Consider the following 15,311-nt stretch of genomic DNA (forward strand, 5'->3'; position numbering starts at 1 on the left):
CCTTCGCCGGACTTCACTGCAAGGACCACCCGTGAATCCTCGTCTGCTGTTGCTGGCATTGGCTGTGGCCGCCGGCACGTTATCGCTGTCGGCCTGCCGCAAGGATGCCCCGCCGCCAGCCAAACCGGCCGCGACCAACACCGCGCCTGCCGAAAGCGCCGACCAGTTCGTCGCGCGCATCAGCGCCGAGTACAAGGCCGCCTACCCGGAAGTCACTGCCGCGCAGTGGCTGTCGTCGACCTACATCAACGGCGATTCGCAGCTGCTGGCCGCCAAGGCCAACGAGCGTTCGCTGGCGCAGCTGGATCGCTGGATCGAACAATCCAAGCACTACGTCGGTACGCCGATGTCGGCAGACAGCGCACGCGCACTGCAGCTGCTCAAACTGATGAGCGCCCTGCCCGCGCCGCGCGACCCGGCCAAACTGGCCGAACTCACCCGCATCGCCGCCAAGATGGAAGGCGACTACGGCGCCGGGAGTTACTGCGTGGGCGATGGCGAACAACGCCGCTGCCGCCAGCTCGGTGAGCTGGAACAAGTGCTGGCCAGCAGCCGCGACTACACCGAACAACTCGATGCCTGGCAGGGCTGGCATAGCACCGCGCAGCCGATGCGCAAGGACTACCAGCGCTTTGTCGAGCTGGCCAACGAAGGCGCGCGCGGCAACGGCTTTGCCGATGTCGGAGTGATGTGGCGCAGCGGCTACGACATGCCGCCGGCGCAGTTAGCCAGCGAGACCGACCGGTTGTGGGAGCAAGTCAAACCGCTGTATGCGCAGCTGCAGTGCTACGCGCGCGGCAAGCTCGATACGCAGTACGGCAAGGACAAGGGCGAAGTGGCCGGCGGTCTGTTGCCGGCGCATTTGATGGGCAATATGTGGCAGCAGGACTGGAGCAATCTGTGGGATCTGCTGCAGCCCTACCCCGGCGCCGGCGATCTGGACATCACCTCCGCGCTGGAAAAGCAGTACCAGGGCAATCTGAGCGCGGTACTGGCGCGTAACACCGGCGGCGACGGCGGGACGGCAGCACGCTTCAATGCCGAGCGCGAGGCGCAACTGCGTACCGCCAAACAGATGACCGAGCGCGCGCAGGATTTCTACACCTCGCTGGGTATGCCCAAGCTTCCCGAGACCTATTGGCAACGCTCGCAGTTCATCAAACCGCTGGACCGCGATGTGGTCTGTCATGCCAGCGCGTGGGACATGAACATGGGCGGCGAGCCGACCCAGAACATCGGCGCCGATGTGCGCACCAAGATGTGCATCAAGCCCACCGAAGAAGACTTCACCACCATCTATCACGAGCTCGGCCACATCTATTACGACCTGGCCTACAACCCGCTGCCGCCGCTGTTTCAGAACGGCGCCAACGACGGCTTCCACGAAGCGATCGGCGACACTATCGTGCTGGCGATGACGCCGAAGTATCTGCAGTCGATCGGCATGGTCGGCGAACAGCAGGCCGGGCGCGAAGCGTTGATCAACTCGCAGATGCGCATGGCCTTGAGCAAGGTCGCCTTCCTGCCGTTCGGCTTGATGATCGACCGCTGGCGCTGGGGCGTGTTCGATGGCTCGATTCCGCCGGAGCGCTACAACCAGGCCTGGTGGGAACTCAAAGCCAAGTACCAGGGCGTGGCGCCGGTGACCGCACGCGGCGAAGACTTCTTCGATGCCGGCGCCAAATATCACGTGCCGGGCAATACGCCGTACACGCGCTATTTTCTGGCGCATATCCTGCAGTTTCAGTTCTACAAGGGCCTGTGCGATGCGGCCGGGCATCAAGGCCCGCTGTACGAGTGCAGCTTCTACGGCAACAAGGATGCAGGGCAGAAATTCTGGTCGATGTTGCAACGTGGATCGAGCCAACCCTGGCAGACCACGCTGAAGGAACTCACCGGCAGCGAGAAACTCGACGCCGGCCCGATGCTGGAGTACTTCGCACCGATGAGCGAATGGCTCAAGCAGCAGAATCAGGGCCAATTGTGCGGCTGGCAGGCAACCGCGCCTGCTGCCGCGAGCAACGCGCCTGCGCCTGCCGCATTGCGCTGACGCGCCACTTTGCCTGCGGCATGCGGCGGCCATCACCCAGGCCGCCGCATAACATTCCTTTGATAAACGCCTGAAACGCTGCCGATATACTGCGCGCCCGCTGCACAGGCGCAGCATGCAGGAAGCATCCCAATGAGCAACGCCTCCACCGGCCCGGACGCGCGCGATGTGGACCGCAACAAGCAGGTCATCGACGACGCGAACGATCGTGCATTCAACCCGACCTATAGCAGCTCCAACAGCGAATACGCGGCGAAAGTTGGGAGCAGCACCGTCTCGGTCAACCCGGCAGAACAGTCGGCCAAGTATGCGCAGAGCAGCGAGCAGAGCAGCGGCAGCCCGACGCAGCCGTTAGGCCAGACCAGCCTGCGTGGCGGTGGCTCGCTGAGCGCAGGCAGTCTCAGCGATGCCGACGCAAAGACCACCACTTTCAGCCTTGAGGCCGACGCGCAGACCGGCCAGCAACAGCGCCTGCAATCCACGCTTGGCGACAGCAAGCTGAGCATCGAGGCCGGCGCCAGTGCCGGGCAGCGCATGCGCTACGCACTGACGCTGCCGGGTGTGGACCAGCCGCTGGAGGCCGCCAGACAGGTGAATCCGCTGCAGCCGGAGAGCCTTCCGATCGGCGCGCGCGCGGTGATGGACACCCAAACCTTTGTGCAGAGCGAATCTTCGGCGAGTCTGCGAGGGCTCACCACGCAGAGCAAGATCACCGAAGCCAGTGGTCGCAGCTACATGATCGAACGCGTCGACGAGCGTCACGTGCGCGTGGTGACCGGGCCGAATGCGGCCATCGAGGCGGTGAATGCACTTGGCGTCAAAGCAGGACCGGCGCAGGTCCTGCTCGGGCGCGCCGACTCCCTGGGCCAGTCGCAAGTGAACAGCGCGCAGTTCGACCTGGCCGATCCGCGTGCGCGCGCAGCCATGGGCGAGTTCGTACACGAAGGCAAGCTTGCACCGGGCGTGCCCGGCGTCGATGAGATGCAGACGCTGGAGCGCATCAATTTCAGCTCGCAGCAGCGTCTGCAGCTGGAACTGGGCCCGCTCAGCGCCGATGTTGCCGGCAACCGCAACCAAGGCAGCCAGGTGCGCATCAGCACACCGGGCCAGGACGGCTACACCCTGGTGCAGCAGCTGCAATACGGCGACAACGTGCCGCTGACGATCGTGCGCCACTACGACGGCAACGCTGCCGAACGCGTGGAGCAGCGCAGCTACCGTTTCGAGATCGATGGCGACGTGGCGGCGCCGGGCTTGTTGCAGCGCCTGGGCGGGCGCAACGAGGCCAGTGAGGAAAAGGCGATCGCGCAGACGCTTAACAGCGCGTTGAGCGGCGAGATGACGGGCACCGGCGCGATCGCGCCAGGGCAGAAGACCACGCTGGAATTCAGCGAGGCGCAGATGCAGGCGCTGCTGGAACAGACGCGCACCAGCGCCGACGCCAGCAAGATCGGCGGCAGCGCGCTGACCTCACTGGTCGGCGACCGCAACGCCCCGGCGCAGTCGCCTGAGCAGTTTGCGATCGCGATGGCCCGCAATGTGGGTGGATCGCCTTATGGGTTCGCCGAGCGGCTGCAGCGTATCGCCGACGGCGCCGACGGGAAATACGACGGCCAGCTGCAGCGTGTCGATGCCACCGTGCTGCCGCGGCCGGCGGACGTCGCCCAGGCGCTGCCGGATCCACGCGATCCAGCGCATGCGGATCATGCCCTGCTGCAGCAATCCACCGCGGCAGTGGAGCGCTTGCAAGCCGCACCCGGCCCAGCCGCAGGAATGGACAGCGAACGCCTGGCCTTAGGGGCGGTGGTGGCCGCACGCGAGAATGGCTTGCAGCGGGTCGATCACGTGGTGCTCGGCAACGATCCGGCGCGTGGCTTCGTGGTGCAGGGAGCACTCGACTCGCCAGCGCATCTACGCGGCAGCTTCGACGCCAAGGCCGCGCAGGAAGAGCCCGTGGCCGCCAGCCTGCAACGCCTGCAGGCACTGGAACCAGGCACGGAGCGCGATGCCGCTGCGCAGGCGCAGGTGTTGCAGCAGGAAACGCAGCGACAGGCGCAGGCGCGCTGAGAGCGCGCGCTGGTCGGTCGCACGTGATTGCGCAGGTCGACAGACTTCGATCACGCGCGGCCAGCCGCCGCGTCGGCGCAGCGTGCTGGATCGGGAGTTACCGCCGGCTCGCCGCCACACTGATGCTGCGCGCCACGTGATGGGCCATCTGTGGCGCCAATGATCGCCCTGCAGCGTTTTCGATGGATGGCGATCTGCGCCAGTGCGAGCGGATGCATCGCGGCGGCTGCGGCGCTGCTGCTGTTCCTGCGGCACCTGGTGATCGCGTTTTGCTGGGACGCGCCTGGGCTGACCGCCTCGGCCATCAGCACTTACTTGCATCGTTCTTTTACCTGCATCGCGCGTTGGCGCCTGACCACTGACACCACACTGGTGGTGATGACGATGGTGACCGTGCTGCTCGCCTGCGGCTGGATGCTTTGCCGCCTACTGCGGCGCGGCGCCCAAGAGCAGCTAACAAAATGACTCCACAGCCGCCAGGCGCGCGCAGCCGGTGCTCAGTGCGGCATGTGCCACGCGTACACACCGATTCTGAGCGCGCCGTCCACACTCACCTGACGACTGCTTGCCATGTTCTGTTAGCCACTCTAAGCAGCAGACGAGCGACGGGGGTGACGCTCGCGCCCGTGCAGTGGGCACCGCAGGCGAGTGATCCGTTCTTCGCAACTCCACGCGCCAAGGAAGGCGCACAGCGAAGGTACTTCAGTTGAGCTTCGCGCCACCCTGCAAGCGCTCGCTCAACCGGGCCTTGAACTGCTCGAATTCCATGCCGTCGGCCTGGGCCTCGGCATGCGCGGCATCTTTCAGCGCGTCCGAGTAGGTCAGGCGCACGGGGGTGCCCTGGCGTTCGTGCAGTTCGGCGGCGCGCATGATCAGCGTCAACACCTGCGCGGCGCTGGTGCTTTCGCCAGCGATGCGGCCGTCCATGCCCAGCACCCATTCGCCGTCGCGGCGGACGATGCCGGCCAGCAGCGTGCGTTGCTGGTCGCGCAGTTCGGCATGCGCTTCGATCGGCGATTCGGCCGTGGCCTTGGCGGCGGCCTGGTTGCGCTGGCGCTCGGTTGCACGCTTGCGGGCATCGCGGCGCAACTTGGAATCGGTGGACATGCAGGCTCCTGTAGGGTCAAAGATGGTTGGCCGGCTCCAGAGGCACTGCCTCGGTGGCCTGGCGGTGCCGCAGACGGCGGCCGCTGCGGCGCTCCCAGCGCCAGAATAGCCAGCCCAGCAGGAAAAAACCGGTCATGCCGATCGCCAGATGCCGGGGGTGTTCACTGAGCAGCGGCGACAACACGCCGGCCACCACCGTGTTGGTCATCAGCTGGGTGAAGGCCTGCAGCGACGAGGCCAGGCCGCGCTGCTGCGGGTACATGTCCAGCACCGCCAGCGCCAGGATCGGGAAGATCAACGCCATGCCGACACCGGCCAGGAAGATCGGCAGCACCGCCCATGGCAGCGCGATCTGCGCCACCGACAAGGTGTAGCCCAGGTTGGCGAGCGCGGCCACGCCGCAGCAGATGAAGCCGATGCGGATCTGCCGCACCGGGTTCATCTGGCCGGCCATGCGCCCGGACAAAAACGAGCCCAGCGTCATGCCGCCGATGGTGGGAATGAACAACCAGGCAAAGTCGCCTTCGCCCAGATGCAGGTGCTGCATGATCAGCACCGGCGCCGAAGCGATGTACAAAAAAATCCCGGCGAAGTTGAACGCACCGGCAGCCGCCAGGCGCTGGAAGCGCGGGTTGAAGCCGATCCGCACGTAGTCGTGCAGCAAGCGCTTGAGCTGCAGCGGCGTACGCGCTTCCACCGGGTGGGTTTCCGGCAGCCAGAGCATCGTCGCGATCAGCAGCACCAGCCCGAATACCATCAGAAACCAGAAGATCAGTGGCCAGCCGGCGCCGCTGAGCAGGATCCAGCCGCCGATGATCGGCGCGATGGCCGGCGCGATGCCGAAGATCATCGACACCTGGCTCATCAGCCGTTGCGCGTCCGGGCCATGGAACAGGTCGCGGATCACCGCACGGCCAACGATCATGCCCACGCCGGCCGACAGGCCCTGCAACGCGCGGAAGGCCAGCAGCGTGGGCAGATCCTGCGACAGCGCGCAGCCGATCGAGCCGGCGATGAACAGCACCAGCCCGCCCAGGATCACCCGCTTGCGGCCCCAGGCGTCTGAGAGCGGCCCATGCGCGATGCTCATCACGCCGTAAGCCAGCAGGTAGACGCTGATGGTCTGCTGGATCGCCACCTGGTCCACCGCCAGGCTGCGGCTGAGCCGCGAGAACGCCGGGAAGATGGTGTCGATGGAGAACGGGCCGAACATCGCCAGCCCGGCGAGCAGCAGCGCCATGCGACGGGTGGAGGGCGTGGTGGGGGTCATGCAGGAATCCGAAACGTGGTGCATCGGGGGACGCACGCCGGCATCCGCGAGTTGCGGCGCCGGGATGAGCACAAGGGAGAAGATGATAGGCGCTCGCCGTTGCAAGGTTAAGCAGACGCAAGTGCGGCAACCAAGGTGCGATCGGCCCGGGGGTTGCGCCAGGTGGCGCAGGCCCACGCTATAATCGGCCCGGCAACACGGTGGGAGAAGCGGCACTGCCGCTGCCGAAGGCGCAACAGCCCGTAATCGCTCAGGCCCGATACCATCCGCAGTACAACTCTGGAGAGACCGGCCGATGCCGGCGCCGAAGGGGCACGGAACGCAGGCAGGCCAATGGCCAGGCCGCGTTTTTAAACTCTCAGGCAAAAGGACAGAGGGGCGCGAGGAAGACCGTCGCTGCGGCGGGTCGTGGTGCGCTGTGCGCGCCGGGCCAGCCAGGAGACGTGTCGACCATTCGTCTGCCCCCTGACCCGGATGCCCGCCATGTCCCAGACCTCGTCTTCCCTGCGCGACCTCGAACACCACAGCGCGTTCGTCGAACGCCACATCGGCCCCAATGACGCAGAAATCGCGCAGATGCTGGACGTGGTCGGCCACGCCTCGCTGGATGCGCTGACCGACGCCATCGTGCCGGGCAATATCAAGTCGCCGGCTGCGTTGGCGCTGCCCGAGTCGATCACCGAAGAAGAAGCGCTGGCCAAGATTCGCGCCATCGCCAGCAAGAATCAGGTGCAGCGCACCTTTATCGGCCAGGGCTATTACGGCACGCATACGCCCAAGGTCATTCTGCGCAACATCCTGGAAAACCCGGCCTGGTACACCGCGTACACGCCGTACCAGGCAGAGATTTCGCAGGGCCGCATGGAAGCGTTGATCAACTTCCAGACCCTGTGCGCGGATCTGACCGGCATGCAAATCGCCAACGCCTCGCTGCTGGACGAAGCCACCGCTGCGGCCGAAGCGATGACCCTGGCCAAGCGTTCGGCCAAATCCAAGTCCGACATCTTCTTCGTGCACGACGCGGTGCATCCGCAGACGCTGGAACTGTTGCGCACGCGCGCCGAGCCGCTGGGCATCGTGCTGCGCGTCGGCACCTTGGACGAAGCGCTGCAGGCCGAATGCTTCGGCGTGCTGCTGCAATACCCGGACAGCTTTGGCCGGCTTCACTTCGATACGATCGGCGGCCACGCCGCGCTGGCCGATGCGGTGCATGCGCAGGGCGGCCTGGTGGCGGTGGCCACCGATCTGCTCGCCCTGACTCTGATCGCTGCGCCCGGCGAGTGGGGTGCGGACATCGTGGTCGGCAATTCGCAGCGTTTTGGCGTGCCGTTCGGATTTGGCGGCCCGCATGCGGCCTTCATGGCTTGCCGCGACGCCTACAAGCGCTCGATGCCGGGCCGCTTGATCGGCGTGTCGATCGATGCCGCCGGCAACCCCGCATATCGCTTGACCCTGCAGACGCGCGAGCAACATATCCGCCGCGAAAAGGCCACTTCCAACATCTGCACCGCGCAGGTGCTGCTGGCAGTGATGGCCTCGATGTACGCCGTCTACCACGGCCCCGATGGTCTGACCCGCATTGCCCGTCGCACCCATCGCCTGGCCGCGATCCTGGCTGCCGCGCTGCGTAGCGCTGGCGTGAGCGTCGGCGAGCATTTCTTCGACACGCTGCACGTCAAGGCGATCGATGCCGATGCCATCCATGCACGTGCGCGTGCGGCCGGCATCAACCTGCGTGCCATCGACAGCGAAGCGGTGGGCATCAGCCTGGACGAAACCAGCACGCGCGCCGATGTGGTGGCGCTGGCGCAGTTGTTCGGTGCCCAGGCGGACATCGATGCGCTGGATGCGGCCACCGCCGATGCATTGCCGCAAGGCCTGCTACGCACCAGCCCGTTCATGACACACCCGGTATTCAACACCCACCACAGCGAACACGAACTGCTGCGCTACATGCGCTCGCTGGCCGATAAGGATCTGGCGATGGATCGCACCATGATCCCGCTGGGCAGCTGCACCATGAAGCTCAACGCCACCGCTGAAATGATCCCGGTGACCTGGCCGGAATTCGGCGCGATCCATCCGCTGGCGCCGGCAGAACAGTCGGCCGGCTATGCGCAGCTGATCGAAGAACTCGAAGCGATGCTGGTCGAGTGCACCGGCTACGACGCGGTGAGCCTGCAGCCTAATTCCGGCGCGCAGGGCGAATACGCGGGCCTGCTGGCGATCCGCGCCTATCACCGTTCGCGTGGCGAGGCGCATCGCGACATCTGCCTGATTCCCGAATCGGCGCATGGCACCAACCCGGCCTCTGCACAGATGTGCGGTATGACGGTCGTAGTCACCAAGTGCGATGCCAACGGCAATGTCGATGTCGAAGACATCCGCGCCAAGGCGGAGAAGTATTCCGATCGTCTGGCCGCGCTGATGATCACCTACCCGTCCACGCATGGCGTGTTCGAAGAAGACGTGGTGGCGATCTGCGAAGCGGTGCATGCGCATGGCGGCCAGGTCTACACCGACGGCGCCAACATGAATGCCCTGGTCGGCGTGGCCAAGCCCGGCAAGTGGGGCTCGGATGTGTCGCACCTCAACCTGCACAAGACCTTCTGCATCCCGCACGGCGGCGGCGGCCCGGGCGTGGGCCCGTGTGCGGTCAAATCGCATCTGGCGCCGTTTTTGCCGCGCACCCTGGGCGGCGAAGGCGATGTGGGCATGGTCAGCGCGGCCAGCTATGGCTCGGCCTCTATCCTGCCGATCAGCTGGATGTACGTGACCATGATGGGCAGTGGCGGTTTGCGCAAGGCCACGCAGGTGGCATTGCTCAACGCCAACTACATCGCCAAGCGGCTGGTACCGCATTACAAGACGCTGTACACCGGCCGTAATGGCCTGGTGGCGCACGAGTGCATCCTGGATGTGCGGCCGCTGGAAAAGACCAGCGGCATCGGCGCCGAAGACATCGCCAAGCGTTTGATCGACTTCGGCTTCCACGCGCCGACGTTGAGCTTCCCGGTCGCCGGCACCTTGATGGTGGAGCCGACCGAAAGCGAATCGCAGCATGAGCTGGACCGTTTCATCGACGCGATGATCCAGATCCGCGAAGAGATCAGCGCCATCGAAGACGGCCGCCTGGACCGCGACGACAACCCGCTCAAGCACGCACCGCACACCGCCACGCAGGTGTCGGCCAGCGAGTGGACCCATGCCTACCCGCGCGAGCTGGCCGCCTTCCCGCTGCCGAGCCTCAAGCAGCAGAAGTACTGGCCGCCGGTGGCACGCGTGGACAACGTCTATGGCGACAAGAACGTGATGTGCGCCTGCATCCCGGTGGATGCGTACAAGGAAGACGCCGAGGTCTGAGTGGCATGACAGACGCGGTAACCATCAAACCCGGCTGGTGAAACAGCCGGGTTTTTTGTTGCGTCATGCGATGCGAGCCAGATGCGCGAGAGGGGCAACATTCATCGCGACTGCACGCCGGTTGCAGCACGACCAGTGAGCGCGCGGTATCCACATGCTGGCAGCGACACGCTCGCTACCAGAGCCGCTGCTGGAGCTACCGCCCTTTATTGAAACTGCCCTCGTAGAGAGTGTGCGTCTGCATTGTTTTGCTTCAGAGCCATCGCCGATCGCAGCTACCAACGGATGCCACGCACGCACTGCGCGCGCGTTTGCCTCGCCTACACATGCGCTGGGCATGATGGCGAACGCCTCCCCTTATGGCAGAACCTTGCGCATGCTTGCACTGAAACATCTCGGCACCTTTTTGTTGGCAGCCACCCTGCTACTCGGCTGCGCGCCACGTCGCCCCGGCGAGGTACCGGCGCTGGTGCATGCGCCCGATGCGCGTGCCGAGCTGGTGCGGACCGATGCGGGCGTGGTGCGCGGTGTGGCCAGCGCACACGGTAAGGCGTTTTTGGGCGTGCCGTTCGCCGCGCCGCCGGTGGGCGCGCTGCGCTTCCATGCACCGCAACCGGCAGCGGCCTGGAAGGATGTTCGCGATGCAACGCAGGCCGGGCCCGCCTGCCTGCCGCGGTATCGCTTCGGGCAAAAGCAGGTCTCCGAAGACTGCCTTACGCTGAACATCTACGCACCGCCCGGCCCTGCGCCGGCACACCCGCGCGCGGTCATGGTGTGGACCTACGGTGGAGCATTGGAGCTGGGCAGCAATGCCGACTACGACCTGAGTGCATTGGCGGCGCGGCAGAATGTCATCGTGGTGGCACCCAACTATCGGCTGGGGGTCTTCGGATTCTTCGCGCACCCGAGTCTGCGTGGCGAAGGAGAAGGCGCGTATGCGCTACTGGATCAACAGGCCGCATTGCGCTGGGTACACCGCAATATCGCTGCATTCGGCGGCGATGCGCACAACCTCACCGTGTTCGGTGAATCCGCCGGCGCGTGGAGCATCTGTTACCAGCTCGCGTCGCCAGGCGCGCGCGGCCTGTTTCAGCGCGCGATTCTGCAGAGCGGTAGCTGTCTTGCATCCGATTCTAGCGTGACGCGCGCCGAGGCCGAGCGCGGCGGTACGCGCATGGCACAGACGCTTGGCTGCGAGCGGGCAAGCGATGTGGCCGCGTGCCTGCGCGACCTTCCTGCCGAGGCGTTGGCCGATGCAACACCGCAGCGCCGCGGCTTGACCGGCAGCGATGCGTGGGCGCCGATGGCCGGCGGCGATGTACTGCCGGTAATGCCCGCCGAAGCGATTGCCAACGCGCAGCATGCGCAAGTCCCGGTCCTGATCGGCAACAACCGCGATGAAGGGCGCTTGTTTGCCCAACTGCTGTCCTACATCGGCAAGCTCACGCTGCGCAGCGGTTATGAAGCACGCATCCAGCGCATGTATGCGGGGCCAGCACCGATCATGGCGCACTACGCAGATGTCGCGGCGCAGTCGCGCTGGGAAGCGTTTGCCGACATCGTCACCGACGGCGGCTTCGCCTGCCCCACGCGCCGGCTTGGGCAAGCGCTGCGCACGCATGCTGCGGTGTATGCCTATGAGTTCGACGACCCGCAGGCGCCGTACGGCCTGTGGCGCTTGCCGTTCTCGCGGCCATTGGGCGCGTTTCACGCCTCCGAACTGGCGTATCTGTTTCAACGCGCCTGGGTGCTCAGTGGCGACCCGCAATTCAGTGCCGCGCAACAGGCGTTTTCCGACACTTTGCAGGACTATTGGGGCGCGTTTGCCCGTATTGGCGACCCCAATGGTGGCGGGCGACCGCCGTGGCCGCGCTTCGATGGCGACACACCGTTGACGGTGTCGCCACACGGGATCGGCGCAACGCCCGACTTCGTACAGCGCCATCGCTGCACGTTCTGGGATGCACAGGCGCAGGCCGCTGCAGCTCCGCTCCCTGCGCGTTTGCAACAGCATCAGCCGGACCTCACACGCGATGGTCAACGATGAGCGTGTCCTAGACGAGGCCGCAGCTGCATCCAGACACGCCGATGACGCAGATGTCGCTGGCCCCACGTGCCGGCCTTCGCTCAGTTACATGCAATCACCGTTACGGGAGTGCTCCATGTCCACATCCACGTCATCCCCCTGCCCCGAGGTGCTGCTGCGCACCGGGCGTCGCGTCGCAGCGCTTGGCCTGGGCTCCTGGAACCTGGGCCAGGGCCGGCATCCGCCGCAGCAAGAGATCGAAGCACTGCAGACCGGCCAGCAACTGGGCATGCGGCTGATCGACACCGCCGAAATGTACGGCAACGGCCGTTCCGAGCAGTTGATCGGCCAGGCCATCGACAGTGCACAACCGCCGTATCTGGTGTCGAAGGTGTTGCCGAGCAATGCAAGCGCGCGCGGCATCGCACGCGCCTGCGAAGCCAGCCTGCAGCGGCTTGGCGTGCGCACCCTGGATCTGTATCTGCTGCACTGGCGCGGCGGGAGCGATCTTGCCGAAGTAGTCGCTGCGTTCGAAGCTTTGCGCGACGCCGGCAAGATCCGCGATTGGGGCGTGTCGAATTTCGATGTGGACGACATGCAGGATCTGTGGCGTATCGATGGCGGGCAGCGCTGCCTGGTCAATCAAGTGCTGTATCACGCCGGCAGCCGCGGGATCGAATTCGATCTGCTGCCGTGGTGCGCCGAGCATGAGGTCACGGTCATGGCGTACTCGCCACTGGGTAGCCGCGCATTGCTCGATCACCCGGTGTTGCATGCCATCGGTGCACGACGTGGCGTGGCCGCCACCGCGGTGGCTTTGGCGTGGGCGATCCGCAGCGGCCAGGTCATCGCCATTCCCGAATCGGGTACGCCCGCGCATGTGAGCGCGAACGCGGCCGCGTGCACTTTGCAATTGGATGCGCAGGATCTTGCCGCACTGGATAGCGCGTTCCCGCCGCCCAAGCGCAAACAGCCGCTGGATCTGCTGTAGATCAAACACCACACGCGGCCTAATGCACATCGCGGATGTGGCGATGTTCGCAGCACGCGCGTGGTGTGTTTGGCATTGCACAGCGCGCGGTAGCGCACGCTTTGCGTTGTGCGCCGTGTGTGTGTGAGTGTTCGTTCGCATGTAGACACACTCGTTTAACAGCGCCACTCCCAGGCTCGGTTGGATCGCTAGCATCCCAGCCCGCCAACGTGGAGTCCCCCATGGCCAAGTCCCCAAGTAAAGCCGCACAGGTTCCTTCTGTCGGCAGTTCCGCCAGCGCGCAGGAACTGCGCGGCACTGGTGACGAACTGCATCAGAAAGCCGGCGGCTCGCATCCGCAATTGACCACCAACCAGGGCATCCCGGTTGGCGACAACCAGAACTCGCTACGCGCCACGCCGCGCGGGCCGACGTTGCTGGAAGACTTCATCCTGCGCGAGAAGATCACCCACTTCGATCACGAGCGCATCCCCGAGCGCATCGTGCATGCACGCGGCAGCGCCGCGCATGGCTATTTCGAGTTGACCAAATCGCTGAGTCAGTACACCACCGCCAAGATCTTCACCGAAGTGGGCGAAAAGACGCCGTTGTTTACGCGTTTTTCCACGGTTGCAGGCGGTGCCGGCTCGGTGGACACCCCGCGCGATGTGCGTGGGTTTGCGGTGAAGTTCTACACCAAGGAAGGCAACTGGGATCTGGTGGGCAACAATATCCCGGTGTTCTTCATCCAGGACGCGATGAAGTTCCCGGACCTGATCCATGCGGTGAAGATGGAGCCGGACCGCGGCTTTCCGCAGGCTGCCAGCGCGCATGACACGTTCTGGGATTTCATCTCGCTCACCCCCGAATCGATGCACATGATCATGTGGGCGATGAGCGACCGCACCATCCCACGCTCGCTGCGCATGATCGAAGGCTTCGGCATTCACAGCTTCCGCTTCCTCAACGCGGCCGGCGACAGCACCTTCGTCAAATTTCATTGGCGCCCGAAGCTGGGCCTGCAATCGACCATCTGGGACGAGGCCGTGAAGCTGGCCGGTGCCGACCCGGATTTTCAACGGCGCGATCTGTTCGAGTCGATTCAAAACGGCGACTTCCCCGAGTGGGAGCTTGGCGTGCAGCTGTTTACCGACGCGGAGGCCGAGGCGTTTCCGTTCGACCATCTGGATTCGACCAAGGTCATTCCGGAAGAACTGGTGCCGCTGCAGATCGTCGGCCGCATGGTGCTGGACCGCTGGCCGGACAATTTCTTTGCCGAAACCGAACAGGTGGCGTACTGCCCGGCCAACATCGTTCCGGGCATCGATTTCAGCAACGACCCGCTACTGCAAGGACGTCTGTTCTCGTACCTGGATACGCAGCTGAGCCGTCTGGGCGGGCCGAATTTCCATCAGATCCCGATCAATGCACCCAAGTGTCCGTTCGCCAACAATCAGCGCGATGGGCATATGCAAATGGGCGTGCCGAAGGGCCGCGTCGCCTACGAACCCAGTTCGCTGCAGGCCGATGCGCCGCGCGAAGCGCTGCGTGGATTCCCCAGCCACGCAACGCCTGCCGAAGATGGCGCAAAGGGCCGCGTGCGCGCAGAAAGTTTTGCCGATCATTACAGCCAGGCACGCTTGTTCTACCGCAGCCAGAGCGCACCGGAACAGGCGCATCTGGCATCGGCGCTGGTGTTTGAACTGTCCAAGGTCGACACCGCGCATGTGCGCGAGGCCATCGTGGGTCATCTACGTCATGTCGATCCGGCACTGGCGCAGCGCGTGGCCGACGGCATGGGCATGAGCAAACTGCCGCCCGCACCTCCGGCAGCGGTTGCGCCCACCGACATGCCGTTGTCGCCCGCGCTGCAATTGATCGGCAAGATGAAGGACACCTTGCAGGGCCGCACGGTGGGCATTCTGATTCATGACGGCTCGGATGCAGCAGCGATCAAGGCCGTGCGCAAGGCCGCTGAAGCAGCCGGCGCCACAGTAAAAATCGTCGCGCCCAAACGCGGCGGCGCCAAGCTCAGCGATGGCAAGCAGTTGGCCGCCGATGGCCAGCTGGCCGGCACGCCATCGATCGTGTTCGATGCCGTGGCCGTGCTGCTGTCGTCGGAAGCGGCAAAATTGCTGACCAACGAATCTGCAGCACTGGACTTCGTCAGCAACGCCTGGGCGCATCTGAAAGCGATTGCTTTCGACGACGGCGCGCAACTGCTGCTCAAGGCAGGCAATGTCGGCAAGGATGCAGGCATTGTCCCCGCAGCCGATACCAAGGCCTTCATCGCCGCAGCAAAGACCCGCCAGTGGGCACGCGAGCCGAAGGTGCGCATGTTGGCGTAAGCGCATTCGCACAGCCTGCGCAGGCTTGGGCGCGAGCGACGTTTACGTCGTTTCGCGCCCAAGTTGCGTATGCACGCAGCAATTTTTCCCCAGTAGTAAACCAACGTCTC

The 15,311-nt window shown here is 65.0% G+C and carries 9 protein-coding genes, 1 other RNA gene and 1 riboswitch; of the genes, 8 read left to right on the top strand and 2 right to left on the bottom strand.

Annotated features, from left to right (window positions below):
- Positions 1 to 31: 31 nt before the first annotated feature.
- The 4 genes from ASF90_RS02945 (at position 32) to ASF90_RS21245 (ending at position 4,701) form a co-directional block, all read left to right on the top strand.
- A complete protein-coding gene (locus ASF90_RS02945; RefSeq protein ID WP_055845625.1) occupies positions 32 to 2,050 on the top strand; it encodes a M2 family metallopeptidase in 2,019 nt (672 codons plus the stop codon).
- Between the two features lie 132 nt (positions 2,051 to 2,182).
- Complete coding sequence (locus ASF90_RS02950; RefSeq protein ID WP_055845628.1) at positions 2,183 to 4,117, top strand: XVIPCD domain-containing protein; 1,935 nt, start codon at positions 2,183 to 2,185, stop codon at positions 4,115 to 4,117.
- A gap of 159 nt (positions 4,118 to 4,276) precedes the next feature.
- Complete coding sequence (locus ASF90_RS02955) at positions 4,277 to 4,582, top strand: hypothetical protein (protein ID WP_055845631.1); 306 nt, start codon at positions 4,277 to 4,279, stop codon at positions 4,580 to 4,582.
- 42 nt (positions 4,583 to 4,624) lie between these two features.
- Positions 4,625 to 4,701, top strand: a non-coding RNA gene (locus ASF90_RS21245) — sX9 sRNA.
- Positions 4,702 to 4,819: 118 nt separating this feature from the next.
- Here the strand turns inward: ASF90_RS21245 and ASF90_RS02960 are convergent.
- Both ASF90_RS02960 and ASF90_RS02965 read right to left on the bottom strand, forming a co-directional pair.
- Entirely contained in the window at positions 4,820 to 5,224 is a 405-nt protein-coding gene (locus tag ASF90_RS02960; RefSeq protein WP_055845632.1) for a hypothetical protein, read from the bottom strand.
- A 16-nt stretch (positions 5,225 to 5,240) separates the two neighbouring features.
- Entirely contained in the window at positions 5,241 to 6,494 is a 1,254-nt protein-coding gene (locus ASF90_RS02965; RefSeq protein ID WP_055845634.1) for a multidrug effflux MFS transporter, read from the bottom strand.
- Positions 6,495 to 6,763: 269 nt separating this feature from the next.
- A riboswitch (glycine riboswitch) is annotated at positions 6,764 to 6,878 on the top strand.
- Positions 6,879 to 6,968: 90 nt separating this feature from the next.
- On the opposite strand from ASF90_RS02965, the gene gcvP reads away from it, so the two are divergent.
- From gcvP to ASF90_RS02985, 4 genes are all read left to right on the top strand, one after another.
- Positions 6,969 to 9,857, top strand: coding sequence for an aminomethyl-transferring glycine dehydrogenase (gene gcvP / locus ASF90_RS02970; protein ID WP_193552561.1), 2,889 nt, complete (start codon positions 6,969 to 6,971; stop codon positions 9,855 to 9,857).
- Positions 9,858 to 10,233: 376 nt separating this feature from the next.
- A complete protein-coding gene (locus ASF90_RS02975) occupies positions 10,234 to 11,904 on the top strand; it encodes a carboxylesterase family protein (RefSeq protein ID WP_055845636.1) in 1,671 nt (556 codons plus the stop codon).
- 115 nt (positions 11,905 to 12,019) lie between these two features.
- Complete coding sequence (locus ASF90_RS02980) at positions 12,020 to 12,874, top strand: aldo/keto reductase (RefSeq protein WP_055845639.1); 855 nt, start codon at positions 12,020 to 12,022, stop codon at positions 12,872 to 12,874.
- Positions 12,875 to 13,095: 221 nt separating this feature from the next.
- Positions 13,096 to 15,201, top strand: coding sequence for a catalase (locus ASF90_RS02985; protein WP_055845640.1), 2,106 nt, complete (start codon positions 13,096 to 13,098; stop codon positions 15,199 to 15,201).
- The last annotated feature ends 110 nt before the right edge of the window (positions 15,202 to 15,311 follow it).

It is taken from the genome of Xanthomonas sp. Leaf148 (assembly GCF_001423585.1).
Classification (GTDB): Bacteria; Pseudomonadota; Gammaproteobacteria; order Xanthomonadales; family Xanthomonadaceae; genus Xanthomonas.